This window comes from Streptomyces cynarae (assembly GCF_025642135.1).
In the GTDB taxonomy this organism is placed as follows: Bacteria; Actinomycetota; Actinomycetes; order Streptomycetales; family Streptomycetaceae; genus Streptomyces; species Streptomyces cynarae.
On sequence record NZ_CP106793.1, the window covers coordinates 209853 to 226067 of the forward strand.

A 16215-nucleotide genomic window follows, 5' to 3' on the forward strand; every position below is an offset into this window, starting at 1 on the left:
ATACGTCGCTGCACCGTGTGGCGGAGTGGTGATTGCGCATCAGAGCGCCAACTTCCTGTAGAAGCACACCCGGTCGAGCCCAGGACCGTCGTAGTCACTGTGCAGGGGCAGACCATCGACCTCTCGGTCCCCACTTTCGAGGCTGAATCCCATAGCGCGGTGAAAGGCGATGGAGCCGGTGTTTCCCGGCGAGGTAATCGCACGCACCTCTGTGCGGCCGGCTTCGGCGGCATGCTGGAAGAAGGCCGTGTACAGACGCCGAGCAGCCCCCTGCCCACGAAGCTTGGGATCCACTCCCACGAAGTGGATGTACGCCTCTTCGTCGTTGTCGGCGGCGTGAAAACCAATGAGGAACGCCCTGATGCCGGCGGCTTCGTCCTCCAGGACCAGGCTGGTGCCGGAGAAAAACTGCAAGAACAGCTTGGGGAGCAGCAGCGACAGCTCGCGGGCCTGCGCGGGGGTACGTGAGTCCGCCCACCACTGCTGCACACATGCGATGATCGTGCCGTGGTCGGAGACGCGGGCCTGTCGCAACACTGGCATGTCGTTCCCTCTCGGAGTCATGGCGTTGGCCGGGCACCCGCTTCGAGCGAAACTCTCCGTCAGACGCTGACGGCTATTTTCCCGCGTGCGCGACCACTCCTCAGGTAGCCGATTGCCTCCGGAACGTCGGCCAGCGGGTAGGTCCGGTCGACGACGGGTGTCATCGCGCCCGCCTCGATGAGCTCCGCGAGGAGCCGCAGGTCCTCGTGGCTCTGCGTGGAGAAGAAGCCGCGGAGGCGCTGGCCGGTGAACGGAGACAGCAGCAGTGCTCGCAGGAGTCGGCCCATGCCGCCGAACCACTTCCCGCCGTCCTCACCGCCGACCATGACCAGCGTCCCGCCGCGGCTGAGGACGCGGCGCAGCCGGGCCAGGGGGCGGTTGCCGGCGATGTCGAGGACGAGATCGTAGCGGCGGGTGCCGTCGGTGGGGTCCTGACGCCTGTAGTCGATCACCTCGTCGGCGCCGAGGGAGCGGACCAACTCCGCTGTGGCGTCGCTGCAGACACCGGTGACATGGCCGGCCCCGAGGGCCTTGGCCAGTTGCACCGCGAAGGTGCCCACGCCGCCACCGGCGCCGATGACGAGGACGCTCTGCCCGGACCGCAGTCGCCCGACATCGCGCAGCGCCTGGAGGGCTGTGCAGCCGGAAACCGGGACGACGGCCGCCTGCTCGAAGCCGGCGTTGCCGGGCTTGCGGGCGAGCCTGTCCTGCCTGGCGCAGGCATACTCGGCGAACGACCCGTCGCAGGTGCCGTACACCTCGTCGCCCGGCTGGAAGCGGGTGACGCCCGGGCCGACCGCCTGCACACGTCCCGCGACATCCATGCCCCGGACGCGTACCTTGGGCGCCCGCAGCCCGAACCCGAGGGCACGCAGCAGATATGGCTGGCCCGTGGTGAGGTGCCAGACGCCCGGGTCGACGGATGCCGCCCGGACCTGGATGAGCACCTCGCCGCTACCGGGCTCCGGCTGTGCGATCTCTTCGACACGCAGGCCCTCGGGCGGTCCGTAGGCGTCTTGGACGATGGCCTTCACTTGCCCTCTCCCTCAATTGCGCCGGATTCATCGGTTCCGGGGTACTGGAAAACCTCTTCGAGCGGGACGCGGAACACTCGGGCGATCTGGAAGGCCATCTCCAGGGTGGGCGAATAGCGGCCCTGCTCGATGGCGATGACGGTCTGGCGTGTCACGCCGATGCGGCGGGCGAGTTCGGCCTGGGTCATCTCGCCGTTGGCGAAGCGCAGCGCCCGGATCGTATTGGTGACCCTGGTCGGCCTCACCACGGGTGGAAGCCCAGCCGGTAGGCGACGATCTTCGCCGAGGACGACAGGATCGCCGACAGGACGAACGCCAGGTAGATGGCGTTGGCGATCCAGAACTGATCGGCACGGACCATCGCGAGGACGAGTCCGGCCACGCCGCCGATCACGATGAACGACTGCCCGATGTACATGCCGAAGCGGTGGATCTCCCGGTCGCGCTGATCCTTGGTGTTCGCGCCCTCGGGAGACACGATCGCCACCGTGATGTTCAGCGCGATCTGCGTGACGATCGCCGCACCGACGGTCCACAGCAGCGGGAACGCATAGGACGTCTGCGCCAGCGGCGCCGCTCCTTCGTGCCGCCGCAGGACGACGCCCAGGTACGCCGCGTATGACCCGACCGTGACCAGAACCATGATCCAGGCACGTTTCTCTTCGAATGCCACTGCCGCTCCCGATGTAAAGAAAGCTTGACACGGGCAGTGTCAAACCATCGCGACATGATGTCAAGTTTTCTGTACATCGCAGAGTGGCGGCCACCGGTTGGGTCGGCAAGCGCTGACCCAACCGCTGCACCGCGACGATCTGCGCGTCGGCCGGCGTGCTGTCGCTGGTGCTCTTGAAGTCGATCCGCGTCAGGTAGAAGTACCGCTGGTCGACGCCGATCTCGGGGAAGTCAGCGAACTGCCCTGAGGCGCTGATGGCGGGCAGCGTGAGTTGCACAGTTGCCGGTGCCGGAGCTCTGCTGGGCCACCGACAGCAGCCAGTTGGTGCCGTCGTCGGCGACCATGGCGTAGCGGCTGCCCCGCGGATCGATGATGACGTGGGGGTCGAATACGCTGGTGGACGCGGTGCGCTTGAACCAGTTCTGCAGCGTGCTGGTGTACTGCTGGGTGCCGGACTGGCTGTAGATGGCGAAGGACTCGTTGACCGACTCCAGCACATCGCTTGTGCCGGCCGCGGCGCTGACGTCGGAGGATGATCGGCGCTGTCCATCGACTGGAACCCGCAGGACTACCACGACACCTACGAGGAGCAGGTCGAGGAGTTGGCCGAGGCCGGCTGCAGGGTCGTCCCGCTCGCCGGGCGGGTTTCGGCCTTCTGCGGGATCAACGACTTCAGGTGGCAGATCCGCATCCGGATGTGCCGCCCCCGGCAGGGGGGCCACGGGGTGTGCGGCTCATTACAGCCACACACCGACGGCGACGATCGCGAGGCCCACGATCCCGAAGCACCCCGTCGTGGCAAGGAGCACCCGCCAAAGACCCTTTTCACGCGGCTGCTCGGTGCGACGCCACGCGGTGAAGCCCGCGGTCACACCCGCGAGGATGAGTGCACTCCCAGCAATAACGACCAGCGCCGAGAAGAAGCCCCTCCAGCCGGGGTCGTAGTCGGGTTGTTGTGGGCGACCCCCGCGAGGATCACGTTGCCAAGCTCACCGTACACAGATCACTCGCCCGCTTTCTCGGCGCCGTTGCCAGGTTCTGGACATCCGACTCGATGCCGGAGCCCGCCGCGTGGACCACCGTGTTGAGGCCGGTGCTGAAGGAGTCTTGTACGCGGAGTCGGTGAGTCTGCCTCTGTCGCTGAGGTTTTCGCCGTCGAGGCTTCCGTGTTCCTCCATGTGATGGAAGTGGGCGCCGTTGGCGGCGTTTCCGGTCGCTTCGGTCACTGCGTTCGTCGCTGCGTCCCACGCGATCGTCGCGCCGTCCTGATGGTTCCACACGTCGGCCGTCAGGCCGCCGCTGATGTTGTCGAGCGCCCCGTCGACTGCGCTCCCGACCCGGTCGGCCTGCGGCCACCGCACGATCTTCAAGAATCCACACAACCCTTGATCATCTCGCCGCGGCCGCACGCGTCAGGTGTCGTAGTACTCGCCGTCGTCGCCCTGCACCCGCGCACCCAGCGCCTTCGCCACCTGGCACATCTTCGCGATCAGCGCATCGGTCGGGTGCTTGGCCACGATCCGTCCGGACCGCCACCACAGGGGCTCACGGCACGACTCCGCTTCCCTCCGCTGGACGGTTTCAGCAACCCACTGAGTGCCCCCTTGCCGGCCTTCTGGCATCGGGATCATTGCGAGGTCGGGATCGGCCGCGACCGCCTCTTCCCACTCCGTCATGCTGATGTCTTGGCCTTTTTCATCCCACCAGTTCTCACGCCGCGTGATGTGCACGTCGTAGCCCATGGCCAACGAGGGTAGACCGCAGTACTGACATGATCGCGAAGTCACACCGGAGTACTAGCCGAAAATGCGGACGGCCGTCCGGCGCGGGAGCTCGTCCCGACGTCCTGACGTAGGCGGCGTCGCAGTGAGCCGGACCGTGCGGGTCGCCACGTCCAGCAGTGCAGGGCGGTGTGTGGTCATGACCACCGTGCGGCCGACGACCAGCCGCCGCAGGGCACCGATCACCAGCCGCTCGGCGTCCGCGTCGAGGCCGGACGTCGGTTCGTCCAGCAGGACGATGGGCGCGTCGGCAAGCAGCGCGCGGGCGATCCCCACCCGCTGGCGCTGGCCACCCGACAGGCCGGTCCCGCGGTCACCGATCCGGGTGGCCAGACCGTCCGGAAGGTGCTGCGCGAAGTCGGTGACGAGCGCGGCCCGGGCCACCGTGGCCACATCGGCGTCGTCAGCGTCCGGTCGCCCGTAGCGGATGTTCTCGGCCAGGGTGCCGGGGAACAGGTAGGTGTCCTGGAGTACGACCGAGACCTGCCGGTGCAGCCACGACTCCGGGAGTTCGGTGGTCGCACGGCCGTCGATCGCCACCGAACCCAGGGTGGGCGGATACAGGCCCGCGATCAGAGCGAGTGAGGTGGATTTGCCGGCGCCGTTCGGGCCGGTCAGCGCGACCCGTTCGCCGGGAAGGACGGTCAGGTCCAGGTCGCGCAGCGCCTGCCGGGGCCCGTAGGCCATCGACACGCGCCGGAAGTCGATCCGCCCGGCCGTTCGAACGGGCAGCCCGGCCTCGCTCCGCGCCGGGCTGCGCGGCTCGTCCAGGATGGCCAGGACGCGCTCACCAGAGGCCTGACCCTGGGCGAAGGTGACGGACAGACGGGAGAGCGACTTGATCGGCGAGACCATGCTGTTGAGGTAGCTGATCGCGACCACCAGCTGGCCGACGCTCCACCAGTGGTTCAGCACCCCCGATCCGCCGATCCACACCAGCAGCGCGGTGCCGCCGGCCGTCGCCAGCTCCAGCAGTGGTACCCGGAGCGCCTGTACCCGGGTCGTTGCCAGCCCGGCCTGTAGCGCGCCCTCGCTCTCCACCGCGAAGTGGTGGTCGTGCAGATCCTGGCGGCCGAAGGAGTGCACCGTGCGGATGCCGTGCAGGGTTTGGGTGACCTGTGCGGCAAGCCGGCCCTCGGCCTCGCGTTCACGGCGTGCCGTCTGGTGGCCGAGCCTGCGGTTGTGTGCCCCGATCACGTAGACGAGCGGGATACAGCCGATGCCGATCAGGCCGAACCGCCAGTCCAGCCATAGGAGTGCGATGGCGAAGCTGACGACCGAGAGCATGGCGGGGAGGAGCGTCGCGAACAGGGCGACCAGGCTGTCCTTGATGCGGGCACAGTCGGTGATGATCCGGCTGGTCGACTCGCCAACAGCCTGCCGGTCGTGATAGCTCATCGGTAGCCGCTGCAGATGGCCGTAGGCGTCGGTGCGGATCGCCACGCTCATTCGTTCGCCGACGCCGTTCATCACTCGGTCGCCGACGTAGTCGAACACGCCGGAGACGGCCGCGATCAGTATGACCGCCCCGGCCGCGGTGGCGAGCATCGTCGCTTTTCCGGCGCCGAAGATGCCGATCAGGTGGGCGAGCGGGTTGTGCGCAGAGGCCATGCCGAGGACCCGGTCGACCACGGCCGCGATCGGCCACGGCGCGGCGAGGTCGGCGGCCATCTCGCAGATCCGCAGGCCCAGGCCGAGGAAGAGCGTGCCCAGGTACGGCAGGCCGTAGCCGCGGAACCGCCACAGGACCTGTCGCTGGTCCGCGCGCCGTATACCCCGGGTGCGGGTCATGGCCGGACCGCCGCCGTCCCCGGCCACTGCCCGGCCTCCGACGTCCCACGCGCCGGCGTCTGCGCGTCCGGTGATCCGGCTCGGGCCTGCATCTGCCACCGCAGTTCCCGGTTGCGGCCGTAGGGGAGGATGCCGTGGTCGGCCATCGCGCCTGCAACGACCGGGGCGATGGCCGGATCGGCGACGAGCAGATCGCGCAGCAACTCGGAGAAGTGTTTCCGCCGTTGCTGTTCCTTGGCCACATCGGCCCCGCGGCTGCCGAATCGGGTCATCGCGGTGAGCAGGGCGCTCACGATGCCGGTACCGCCGGCCTGTCGTACGCGCTCGTGCGCGGTCCACAAGGCGGACGCCCATACGGTGCCGTTGGTGTGTGCCCGGCCGCCGCCCGGGCACAGGCAGGCGGTGGTCCAGCGAGCGTCGAGCCGTCGGCGACGCGGGTCCCACGGTGGGATGCGGCCGCGGTGCCAGCCGTAGATGTCAGGGGTGCCGAGGAGGACGGCGGTGAGGAAATCGGCCGTGCCCTCATCGAGAGCGACCTTGCCGTTGTGCTGGTCGAGCGGCGGGCGCAGCCGGTTCGCCCGGAAGTCGGCGGTGTGGTGGCAGATGTGATGGCCGACCTCGTGGCAGATGATCGCCGGGTTGTGGGCGGGCGCGTGGAAGTAGCGGGAACACCCGGGATCAGGACGCTCGATGAAGCTGCGACCGGTGCCCAGATGGATCTCGCCCGACCGGGCCGGCGGCTCGGGCTCCGGTGGTGATGCCTCTCCGGGCAACCGGTAGTGCCCTCCGCCCCAGCCCCGGCCCGGTACGGAGTGCGGGCCGATCCGGATCACCAGGTGCGGCAGCGGCCGGTCGAGCAGCCGCGCGGCAAGGTTCAGGACGCGAGCAGCGTGGTACGCAGTGTTGGTCACCCCGAAGCCACGGGCCTGGTACTGGTCCTCCGTTCCGGCAAGCGGACCGCCGCCCTCCGCCGGGTCGAAGAGGTACGCGTGCTCACCAGCTGCACGGAAGAGGTCGCCGCCGCGCTCGTCCCGTACCGTCAGTCCGGCCAACCTCAGCTCGGCGGGCCCGGTCACGGTGGCGTCGAGATCGACTTCGGCCAGCTGTCCCGGTCCGGCAGGACGGTCCGAATCGATATGGTGACGCGTCAGATAGGCGGTGACCCTCATCATGTCGCGGGTATCCTCTCGGCGAGCAGGTCCACAGCCGCGCCGCCGGCCAGCTGGCTGGGCGAGAGCACCGGCAGACCGGTGGCCGCCTCCGCCTCCCGGGACGCCAGCGGGCTTGCCGTGATCAGCCCGCTGACCGCCAGCACCGGCACCGCGACCGCATCAAGCAGATCGACCCCGGCGCGTGCGGCGAGCGCATCACCCACCGCGAGTACCGCCCCACGGCAGATGGCCGGCAGTTGGCCGACCAGTCGGCGCGACTCCTCCTGCAGCAGGCCGTCGGCGATCTCCAGCACGATCGCTTCGGCACCGTCGCGGCCGAGCGCGTCGCGCATCGCCCCCATGGTCCTCAGCAGCCGTTCGGGCGGATAGCCGAAGGTCGAGGACATCCCGAAGTCGAGGAAGTCCACGACATGCCGGGCACCGGCGTCGATGTAGGCCCAGCGGTCCTTGCCGCTGCCGGAGCCGGTGACCTTCGCCGCTCCGGCGACCAGGCCTGCGCGCGTCCAGCCGCTGATCAACCCGGCCGCTGTGGTGGTCTTCCCCGAGTTCATCGACGAGCCGACGACCGCTACCGTCGGCGGTTGCGCGGGCGGCTGCGACTGCGGCTTGGACGGCGGCCGCGGCCGTGCGAAGTGCTCCAGTGACAAGGGACGCCCGTGGCCATCCGTCAGCGGTCCGAGGACATCGAGCTCGGTCGGCGGCGGGCAGCCGGTGTGCCAGGAGACGGCGACGCCGATCACCCCGCCCGCGGTAAGCAAGTGCGCCTTCGGGCCGTGCCGGTGGTAGCCCTCGTAGACGTCGGTTGCATACCGGTTGCCGCAAGCGCCCACCAGTAGATCGCCCCTGTGGAGCTTCAGTCTGCGGCCGTGTGCGTCCTCCAGATGCTCGTGAGCTCCAACCTTGGTGACCTGAGTCACCACCAGGTCGCCGAGGCGTCGCGGCACGGACGGTACGCCGAGTCGGCATTGCCCCGCATCAGGCACTGTGCGCGTGACGTGGCTCCACTTCGCGGTGAACAGCTCTTTCATCGGTACTCCTGACAGGCTCTCAGCCTCGACGGACGAGGAGCCCTTCGCTGGATCTACGGGACGTTGGGGGCTATGGGACGACAGGCCGTCGTGGCTGCCTGCCGAACTGCGACAAACAGCAGAGTGCCGGTCTCCAGCAGGACGCTGAGCAGGCCTGGGGGCGGGCTGCAGACCGTGTTCGGTGAACCCGAACACACCGATCGTGCGGGAGACGGCGAACCCGGCGAGAGCACCGAGCGCCACACCGGCAGCCGCGGCCCCGCGCAGCACCGGCGCCGCGAACAGCATCAGGGCGGCGACCGCGGAGGGGGCGCTCGCCTGGAGCGGGAACAGGGCGCCGACGACGTGGATGCAGCGATACCCGCTCCGGTAGAGCTGGGCATGGATGTAGCCGCTCCCGGCGAGGGAGCGCGGTGGTGGCGTAGAAGGTGACGTTGCCCGGTGCGCCTGATGAATTGACGCTGTGTCATGCCACGTTGCGCTGACTGATCGAGGGCGGCGCCCTTCGACTCGCCCTGCCTGCCGTGGCGCTGGTTCATGGGGTCACCTCCACGGTCCAGGCCATGAAGGGATGAATGGTGCAAAAGCAAGCATAGGCGCTGACTTCGGTGAACGCGTAACGGTAGGTGGCGCCGGTCGTCAGTGGCGCTGGGTGCAAGGACCCGCCCGATCCGGAGCTGGTTACGGTGTGGGTGTCGGTGTCCTTGTTGGTCCAGGTCACCGTCGCACCCGTCTTGGTCTTCAGGCCGGCCGGCGCGAACGCGAGGTTCTGGGTCGTCACCGCGGTCCCGGTCACCGGTGCCCTTGCGGCCGGAGAGCTTGCCTGCATGCTCATGCCGGGCACCGCCGGGGCGCTCGAGGCACTGCCGGAACCGGCAGAGGAGAAGGCGGTGATTCGCCGCGGGCGCTGAGCAGCCCCGGCGTGCTCGCAGTGGCGAAGATCAGGCCGGCTGCCGCGAGGGACCGTCGAGGTGCTCGAAGGGGATTCGGATGCATGGGCGACGCCATCTACTGATCGGCCCGTGTGGAGGCCGGGCGAGGGGGCGGCCATCCGTTCGGTGTTCCGCGCCGTGACCCGGGGGCGATGACTTCCATGGGTTCCAGACCTACGCGGCCACAGCGCTCCCGTACGCGGACTGCCTGGATGGGGGGGTGCCGACTGAGCGGCATGCCGACGGCATGGCTGAGCACGACGGACGTGGCGTGCGCCGGTAGCTGGATGCCGGAGCGTCGGTTGCCACGGCGTAGCCGCTGTACGTGATGACAAGGGGGCCCGACAGTACGCGGACGGCGAATCCGCCGTCCCCGCGGAGCGCGTCGTGGAGCCGCAGTACGAGGTCGTGCCGCGTGCGCATGGGCCGCACGGTGCGGGAGGCCCCGAACGGTGGCGGAATCCTCTCGGTCATCTCGGCTCACTCCTTGTGGGACGGGAGGGGGATCCCGGGGATCAGTCCTTATCGGGTTCCACGGATGCCGGGGATCGCACGGTTCAGTGCGTAAGCATCTTTTGTCACATTTTGAAGATTCACGCAGTATGCAATGATTGTCCTATGTCGTGAAGTCTTCCGAAGCGCGGTCCATCGAGTGAGCCGGATCGTGTAGGGCTCGTAAAGTCATCGCCGCAGGTGGGACGGTAGAGCGGTCCCGGCTGGGACCATGTCCGCCGTGGTCCTCTCGATGCTGTGCAAGGTAGCCCGCAAGCTGCCGTCCGTCCCCGCGATGCTGCTGCGCCGCGACACCTCGAAGGGCGCCGAGTTACTTGTCCTCCGCCACGAGAATGCGGTGCTACGGCGTCCGATCGCCGGCCCGGTCCGCTACGAGCCCGCCGACCGGTTCTGGCTGGCCGCACTCTCCAGCCTGATACCCCCGGCACCGCTGGCGCGAGGTCTTCGCGGTCACTCCCGGTACCCTGCCGGCCTGGCACCGCAGGTTCATCGCCGCGAAGTGGGGCTACAGCGCCCGACGCGGCCGCACCGGACGCCCGTCCACCAGGGCAGCGCTCAAAAAGCCGATCCTGCAGCTCGCTCGAGAGAACGCGAGGTGGGGACACAGGCGGATCCAGGGCGGACTGGCCCGACTCGGGCACCCCATCGCAGCATCATCGCCGTGGACTTCTTCCACCTCGACAGTGCCCTCGGACGCAGGCTCTACGCGCTGGGGTTCCTCGAACACGGCGCCCGACGCCTGCACATCGCCGGCGTCACCGCAAACCCAACCCGTGAGTGGACGGTGCAGCAAGCGCGGAACCTTGCCCGCCGACCTCGACTCGCGCATGGAGTCCCAGTACTTCCTGCTGCATAACCGCGACGGCAAATACGGCTAGTCCTCCGACGCCGCCTTCGAGGCCGAGGAGACGGAGATCCTCAAGAGTGAGCCGCGAGCACCTCGGATGAACGCCACTGCGAGCGGGTAATCGGCAGAATCCGGCGCGAAGCCCTCGACCACGTCCCTATCCTGAACGAGGCCCACGCCCGGCATGTCTTGACCGCCTACGAGCGGCACTACAACGACCACCGCCCCCACCGGGCCCGCAACCGACGACCTCCGAACGCCACCAGCAGCCCATCACCGTGCACGAACTCGAAGGCCGCAGGCTCCTACGCACCCGCATCCTCGGCGGTGTCGTCAATGAGTACCGATACGCGGCCTGACCTGCAGCGACGACTCTCCGATCCCCATTAGATCCGGCAGATCACCGAGAGTCTTGGAGATATTGCACAGCGCATCCAGACCGCCGCCGTCGAGAAGAAGGGCCCGCTCCACGACGCCCTGGGCATCACCATCACCTACGAACACGCAACGAGGACCGCGACCGTAAGGTCGAGGCCCTCGTCACCGTATGGCCAGTGGTTGTGTCCGCGGGCGAATCGACCACTGACGATACGGTCGTGGTCGCGCAGGGGCGGCTCCGACTTGTGACGCAGTGAGGCCGCTGCTCAGGGACGTCTGTTGAGTTTTTCGCCTCGGTAGAATGCGGCCTCAATCCATGAAGAATGCGGCCTCAACCATGAATCCGACGCCGCGATCTCTGCGGATCTTGCCGACGTGGTGTTGCGTGCTGCCGACACGCAGCAGACATGCGTCCTCAGCCGGCAAGTCGCCCTGCCGGGGTCTGGAGGCACCTGCGGGACGGCTATGCATGGGCATGGCACACGAGTCCTGCCCACCGTCGTCGCCGGGGCCGCACCTGGCCGGGAAACGACGGCCACCCGGAGGGGCCGGCTCCGAAGGGAGATAGGGGGCCGAATTGTGCGGCGAGCAGGAATGCGCCCAACGACGAGCACAACACGAGAATGCCGAGGAACTTCAGGACGCCCAGGGCGAGCAGACCAATGTAGGTCTGCTCGTCTCCGATTGGACCCAGGGGCGGCGCGGGTGGCCATGCCCAGGAGGGCCCGGTACGCGTCTGGCGGCCACGAGGCGCGCTGTGCCGCCGCCGCTTCGGCATACCCCATGAGCCATGCCTTCAACTCCACAGGCCCGATACGGTGACGAGGACCTCCACCTGCCGCGCCGGGGCGTGACGACCACAGTGGCGGCCCCGGCCCGCACCGGGCGCAGGCCGGAAGACGACACTCAGCGCCAGCCGAGCTCCGGTCCCACGTGAGTGAGGATGCTCTCCATCACGTGGACGTTGTAGTCGACCCCGAGCTGGTTCGGGATGGTCAGCAGCAGGGTGTCCGCAGCCTCGATGGCCTCGTCCTCCCGGAGCTGCTTCACCAGCACGTCCGGCTCGGCGGCGTACGAGCGTCCGAAGATCGCCCTGGTCGTGTCGTCGATCATGCCGACCTGGTCTCGCGAGTTGCGGTCGCGGCCGAAGTAGGCCCTGTCCAGGTCGTTGGTCAGGGCGAAGATGCTGCGGCTGACCGACACCCGTGGCTCTCGCGCGTGTCCTGCGTCCTTGTAGGCCTCGCGGTACGCCTCGATCTGCTTGCGCTGCTGGACATGCAACGGTTCGCCGGTCTCGTCGTCCTTCAGCGTGGAACTCTGCAGGTTCATCCCGAGCTTCGCGGCCCAGACGGCCGTCGCGTTCGACCCGGAGCCCCACCAGATCCGCTCGCGCAGCCCCTCCGAGTGCGGCTCGATGCGCAGCAGCCCCGGCGGGTTGGGGAACATCGGGCGTGGGTTCGGCTGCGCGAAGCCCCTGCCCTCGAGCACCTCAAGGAAGGCCTCGGTGTGCCGGCGGGCCATGTCCGTGCCGGTCTCGCCCTCGGCGGGGGTGTAACCGAAGTAACGCCAGCCGTCGATCACCTGTTCCGGTGATCCCCGGCTGATGCCGAGCTGCAGTCGGCCGCCGGAAATGAGGTCGGCAGCACCGGCATCCTCGGCCATGTACAGCGGGTTCTCATAACGCATGTCGATCACGCCGGTGCCGATCTCGATCTTCGAGGTCCGGGCACCGATGGCCGACAGCAGCGGGAACGGGCTGGCCGCCTGCTGCGCGAAGTGGTGCACGCGGAAGTACGCACCGTCCACGCCGAGCTCCTCGGCCGCGACCGCCAGATCGATGGACTGGTGCAGGAAGTCGGCGGCGGACCGGGTCTTGGAGTGTGCACTCGGCGACCAGTGGCCGAACGAGAGGAAACCTATCTTCTTCACATGTGTCACAGCCTCCGGCGACCGCTTTTGATTCCCGGAGCCGGCACGTTGTGATCAAGTCGGCTGCGCCGGAGTGCCGACCACCCGCCGCCGACGACCAGCGGCCTCATGGGCGAGAGCGGACGGCTTCATACAGGTGCGGGCCAGCCTGCGCATGAGCGTCGGCCGGACTGCGCCTGCGCCTGCGCCTGCCGAGAAATGTCGTCCATGCAGCTCACGGGCTTGTCCGGTGTTGCGACAGGGCGAGCACTCGTGCTGCTTCATCTCGCCCACCTGGCCGTCACCAACGCGTTCGCCGTTCTCCGACGGCCCGCGTGCGGTGAAGTGCAATCTGCACGGACGTCGTTGCCGTGCAGTAACCGCAGGTCATGGACCCGGGAGTTAGCGCCGCAACCCCCGGCTGACGTGCGTGTTTAACGTAGGGAAGTATCACAGGAATGCCGGGAATTCAGCCTCGGGAACGTCAGGTGGCCCAGCCAATGAGTTTTCGTCGTTGGGTCGGATTCCCTGCGTACGCCTTGGCGGCGAACAAGTCGATCCACCAGCAGTGCTGCACGCGGTCGAGTTCGACTCTCATTCGCTGGCCCGTGTCGGAGAAGTCCAGGTAGCCGCCGCGGCCGGGGTATGCGAGGTGTACTGAGTGACAACGGCTTGCAGCACGTCGTAACGTACGGGCCATGAGCGGGGGCACGGGGAGGGGCATGGACGGGCGTGAGCGGGACAACGCAGGCGGCGCAGAGTTATTGGGCGGCCGCTCCCTCATCGCCGGGCGCTACCGACCTCTCCGACCGCTCGGGCGCGGCGGTATGGGTGTTGTCTACGAGGCGGAGGACACGCGGCTCGACCGCCGGGTCGCGGTGAAAATGCTGACGGCGGTCGAGGGGCTCGGCGAGGACAACGAGGCCTGGGACCGCTTCGTGCGGGAGGCACGTGCGCTGGCCAGGATCGACCATCCCGGAGTCGTGACGCTGTACGACAGCCTGGTGGAGACCGGAACCCCGTGCCTCGTGATGCAGCTTCTCGACGGCATGAGCCTGGCGGACTTGACGTCGGCGGCAGGACGGCTGCCCACGGCAGCCGTGTGCGCCGTTGCCCTCGGCGTCGCCGACGCCCTGATGGCGGCACACAAAGCTGGTGTGCTCCACCGCGACCTCAAGCCCTCCAACGTCGGCATCACACGGGACGGACGCATCGTCCTGCAGGATTTCGGATTGGCGCGGCTGGCCGGCGAAGCGGCTATCACCAGGACCGGAGTCGTCGTGGGTACCCCGCAGTTCATGGCGCCCGAGGCCATCAGCGGGGCGCTTCCGGGGCCGGCGGCAGACTGGTACGGCCTCGGCGCCTGCATGTACCTGATGATCACTGGGGAGATGCCATTCGGCGGGGCTGCGGAGGTCGGCGCCATCGTGGAACGGGCACTGGGTGACGGCGTCCCCCAGCTCGGCGGGCGCCCCGAGGCCGGCCCGCCATGGCTGACGGGCCTGGTCGACGAGTTGTGCGAGAAGGATCCCGCCCGGCGCCCGCAGGACCTCAAGGCGACGCGCAACCTTCTCGAAGACGGAGCGGAAGGCGGCACCGAAGCACTGGTTGGCCTGCTCAACCGCAGTGTCCGTGACGGCGCGGTGCAAGCGGTCCGCGACGCTTCAGCCCGCGTCGAGGAACTACCCGAGTACGACTGGGAACAGGCCGACACCACCCCCCGGGCCCGGGAGGCCGAGCCGGATCCCTTCCATCCTGCCACCCTCAGCGATGCCACTCGCCGCATCGTCCTCGCCAGCATGACCCCGCGGAGTGCCCTGTCCCGCCAGCGCGAGGCCGCCAACCTGGTGCTGCGCGGAAAGGTGCAGGAAGCGGCGGAAATGTTGTCGGTGGTCGTCCCGGTATGCCTGTCATCGCTCGGGCCCAACCATCCGACCACTCTCACCAGCCAGTACTGGCAGGCCCTGTGCCTGGCCAGGCTAGGCGCCGGGGCGGAGGCGCTGGAACTGCTCTCCCGGGTGAACAGGCATGTCGGCGGGCGCACGGACAGAGACGAGAGAAATGGACAGACACGATGACTGACCTGGTCGCGGGGATTGAGGCGGCCGCCGGAGCCGAGGACGACTTGCGCTCTTTGCTGCGCTGGCTCCACGAGGACGAAACTCTCGACGTGCGCGGCCGCGTCGGTGGCGAACCGCCCTGCTCCGGCGCCATGGGCACCGGCTTCGACCTGCTTCAGCTCGCCATCGGCAGCGGACTGTCCACCGCCTCGCTCGTCGTATCCGTCCTGCAGTGGCAGACCTCGCGGCACCGCGCACCGGCGATCACCCTGCGCCGCGGCGAGGTGGAGGTGATCCTCGCCCCACAGGCGGCGCACGACGAGGAGACCCTGCGCGCGCTCGTCGATTTGCTCGACGGGCACCCCGCCGCGTTGCCGGCGCCGCGGAGTGAGGAGTCCGGAGGCGATGACGGCACTCCCTGATCCGGCGCGCTCGCGGGCCGTGCTCATCGGTACCGCCTCCTACCGTCACCTGCCCCAACTGCCCGCGGTTGAGGCCGGTGTGGTGGACCTTGCCGCAGAGTTGTGCGACGCCACGGTGTGGGGGCTGCCCGTGCAGCACTGCACGGTCGTCACCGACCCGCTGAGCCCCCAGGCGATCCTGGACCCGGTGTACCAGGCGGGCGACGAGGCCACCGACACCCTGATCGTGTACTTCGCCGGCCACGGCATGCGAGACACCGAGTCCGCCGACCTGTACCTCGCCCTGGGCGACACTCGCGAACACCTGGGCTACACCGCCGTCGCCTACCAGCATCTGCGGGCCGCGCTGCGGGCCGCCCGCGCACGGCGCAAGATCGTCGTCCTCGACTGCTGCTTCAGCGGCCGCGCAGCCCGCGCCCTGGCCGGCGACGGGGACGTCCTCGCCGCCCAGGCCGCCGTGGACGGCGCCTACGTGCTCACCGCCTCTCCCCGCGACCGCCTCGCTCTCGCGCCCGACGGTGAGCGCTACACCGCCTTCACTGGGGAACTGCTGGACGTCCTTCGGCAAGGCGTCCGGGACGGCCCCGAGCTGATCGACCTGGACACGCTCTACCGCGTCCTCGAAGAGCGCCTACGTGCGAAGAACCGCCCGCTGCCCCAGCGCTCCCAGGAAAACGGCGTGGGACGGCTCCCGCTGGCTCGCAACAAGGCACGCGCCAGTCGGCACACGCCCGCCGGGCCCGTGCTGGCCGCCGACGTGCGCGCCGCCGTGGTCGCCACCGGCCTCGCGCTCGCCCGCCTGCTGCGCGCCGACGGCAACGTCCGCGACGCACTGACCGTTCTCAGGCTCGCGCTGCAGGAGCAGACCGGCGGGGCGCGCGGTGACCTACTCGCTGTACAGCTGGAACTGTCCGAGCTGCTTGCCGAGACGGGGCAGGTCAAGGAGGCCATCGAGGTCCTGGAGCTCGCGTTCCAGCAGGTGCACAAGGTGTACGGCCCGGAAGCCATCCTGGTGTGCAGGCGGTTGGCCGACTTGCTTCAGGAATCAGGAAATCATCTGCAAGCCTGCGAGGTGCTCAAGCACGCCGTGGACATCGCGGAACGAGGCAGCCCAGCCTGAACGCAGCACACCG

15 protein-coding genes are annotated in these 16215 nt (G+C 68.7%); 4 read left to right on the forward strand and 11 right to left on the reverse strand.

Annotated elements, in window-relative coordinates:
- Positions 1–39: 39 nt before the first annotated feature.
- From N8I84_RS01175 to N8I84_RS01220, 10 genes are all read right to left on the reverse strand, one after another.
- Entirely contained in the window at positions 40–543 is a 504-nt protein-coding gene (locus N8I84_RS01175) for a GNAT family N-acetyltransferase (RefSeq protein ID WP_263227451.1), read from the reverse strand.
- Positions 544–602: 59 nt separating this feature from the next.
- Entirely contained in the window at positions 603–1577 is a 975-nt protein-coding gene (locus N8I84_RS01180; RefSeq protein ID WP_263227453.1) for an NAD(P)-dependent alcohol dehydrogenase, read from the reverse strand.
- Positions 1574–1825 carry a helix-turn-helix transcriptional regulator gene (locus N8I84_RS01185; RefSeq protein WP_263227455.1) on the reverse strand — a complete coding sequence of 84 codons (252 nt, stop codon included), beginning with the start codon at positions 1823–1825 and terminating at the stop codon, positions 1574–1576. The genes N8I84_RS01180 and N8I84_RS01185 overlap by 4 nt, the downstream gene beginning before the upstream one ends.
- Positions 1819–2250 (reverse strand): hypothetical protein, encoded by a 432-nt coding sequence (locus tag N8I84_RS01190; protein ID WP_263227456.1) that lies wholly within the window; start codon positions 2248–2250, stop codon positions 1819–1821. Before N8I84_RS01190 ends, N8I84_RS01185 begins: the two co-directional genes overlap by 7 nt.
- A gap of 230 nt (positions 2251–2480) precedes the next feature.
- Positions 2481–2972: a hypothetical protein gene (locus tag N8I84_RS01195; protein WP_263227458.1), complete on the reverse strand. Its 492-nt coding sequence runs from the start codon at positions 2970–2972 to the stop codon at positions 2481–2483.
- Between the two features lie 690 nt (positions 2973–3662).
- Positions 3663–3992: a hypothetical protein gene (locus N8I84_RS01200; RefSeq protein WP_263227459.1), complete on the reverse strand. Its 330-nt coding sequence runs from the start codon at positions 3990–3992 to the stop codon at positions 3663–3665.
- Positions 3993–4046: 54 nt separating this feature from the next.
- Positions 4047–5822, reverse strand: a complete 1776-nt coding sequence (locus N8I84_RS01205) for an ABC transporter ATP-binding protein (protein ID WP_263227462.1) — start codon at positions 5820–5822, stop codon at positions 4047–4049.
- Positions 5819–6994 (reverse strand): hypothetical protein, encoded by a 1176-nt coding sequence (locus N8I84_RS01210; RefSeq protein WP_263227464.1) that lies wholly within the window; start codon positions 6992–6994, stop codon positions 5819–5821. The genes N8I84_RS01205 and N8I84_RS01210 overlap by 4 nt, the downstream gene beginning before the upstream one ends.
- The gene (locus N8I84_RS01215) at positions 6991–8022 is read right to left on the reverse strand and encodes a DUF1611 domain-containing protein (protein ID WP_263227466.1); all 1032 of its coding nucleotides are present in this window, start codon (positions 8020–8022) and stop codon (positions 6991–6993) included. The genes N8I84_RS01210 and N8I84_RS01215 overlap by 4 nt, the downstream gene beginning before the upstream one ends.
- Before the next feature lie 535 nt (positions 8023–8557).
- Positions 8558–8857 (reverse strand): plastocyanin/azurin family copper-binding protein, encoded by a 300-nt coding sequence (locus tag N8I84_RS01220; protein WP_263227468.1) that lies wholly within the window; start codon positions 8855–8857, stop codon positions 8558–8560.
- A gap of 1619 nt (positions 8858–10476) precedes the next feature.
- Between N8I84_RS01220 and N8I84_RS42635 the strand changes: the two genes are divergently transcribed.
- A complete protein-coding gene (locus tag N8I84_RS42635; protein ID WP_313884339.1) occupies positions 10477–10704 on the forward strand; it encodes an integrase core domain-containing protein in 228 nt (75 codons plus the stop codon).
- 894 nt (positions 10705–11598) lie between these two features.
- Here the strand turns inward: N8I84_RS42635 and N8I84_RS01230 are convergent.
- Entirely contained in the window at positions 11599–12621 is a 1023-nt protein-coding gene (locus N8I84_RS01230) for an LLM class flavin-dependent oxidoreductase (RefSeq protein WP_263227470.1), read from the reverse strand.
- A 701-nt stretch (positions 12622–13322) separates the two neighbouring features.
- On the opposite strand from N8I84_RS01230, the gene N8I84_RS01235 reads away from it, so the two are divergent.
- Genes N8I84_RS01235 through N8I84_RS01245 form a run of 3 tightly spaced genes read left to right on the forward strand, consistent with a single transcriptional unit; the run spans position 13323 to position 16202 of the window.
- Positions 13323–14678, forward strand: a complete 1356-nt coding sequence (locus N8I84_RS01235) for a serine/threonine-protein kinase (protein ID WP_263227471.1) — start codon at positions 13323–13325, stop codon at positions 14676–14678.
- A complete protein-coding gene (locus tag N8I84_RS01240; RefSeq protein ID WP_263227473.1) occupies positions 14675–15082 on the forward strand; it encodes an effector-associated constant component EACC1 in 408 nt (135 codons plus the stop codon). Before N8I84_RS01235 ends, N8I84_RS01240 begins: the two co-directional genes overlap by 4 nt.
- On the forward strand, positions 15066–16202 hold the full coding sequence (locus tag N8I84_RS01245; RefSeq protein ID WP_263227475.1) for a caspase family protein: 1137 nt from the start codon (positions 15066–15068) through the stop codon (positions 16200–16202). The genes N8I84_RS01240 and N8I84_RS01245 overlap by 17 nt, the downstream gene beginning before the upstream one ends.
- The last annotated feature ends 13 nt before the right edge of the window (positions 16203–16215 follow it).

Coding starts and splice junctions, on each gene's coding strand:
- N8I84_RS01220 (WP_263227468.1), bottom strand. CDS start 8,857: ATGAGCATGCAGGCAAGCTCTCCGGCCGCAAGGGCACCGGTGACCGGG.
- N8I84_RS01200 (WP_263227459.1), bottom strand. CDS start 3,992: ATGGGCTACGACGTGCACATCACGCGGCGTGAGAACTGGTGGGATGAA.
- N8I84_RS01210 (WP_263227464.1), bottom strand. CDS start 6,994: ATGATGAGGGTCACCGCCTATCTGACGCGTCACCATATCGATTCGGAC.
- N8I84_RS01235 (WP_263227471.1), top strand. CDS start 13,323: ATGGACGGGCGTGAGCGGGACAACGCAGGCGGCGCAGAGTTATTGGGC.
- N8I84_RS01215 (WP_263227466.1), bottom strand. CDS start 8,022: ATGAAAGAGCTGTTCACCGCGAAGTGGAGCCACGTCACGCGCACAGTG.
- N8I84_RS01245 (WP_263227475.1), top strand. CDS start 15,066: ATGACGGCACTCCCTGATCCGGCGCGCTCGCGGGCCGTGCTCATCGGT.
- N8I84_RS01175 (WP_263227451.1), bottom strand. CDS start 543: ATGCCAGTGTTGCGACAGGCCCGCGTCTCCGACCACGGCACGATCATC.
- N8I84_RS01240 (WP_263227473.1), top strand. CDS start 14,675: ATGACTGACCTGGTCGCGGGGATTGAGGCGGCCGCCGGAGCCGAGGAC.
- N8I84_RS01205 (WP_263227462.1), bottom strand. CDS start 5,822: ATGACCCGCACCCGGGGTATACGGCGCGCGGACCAGCGACAGGTCCTG.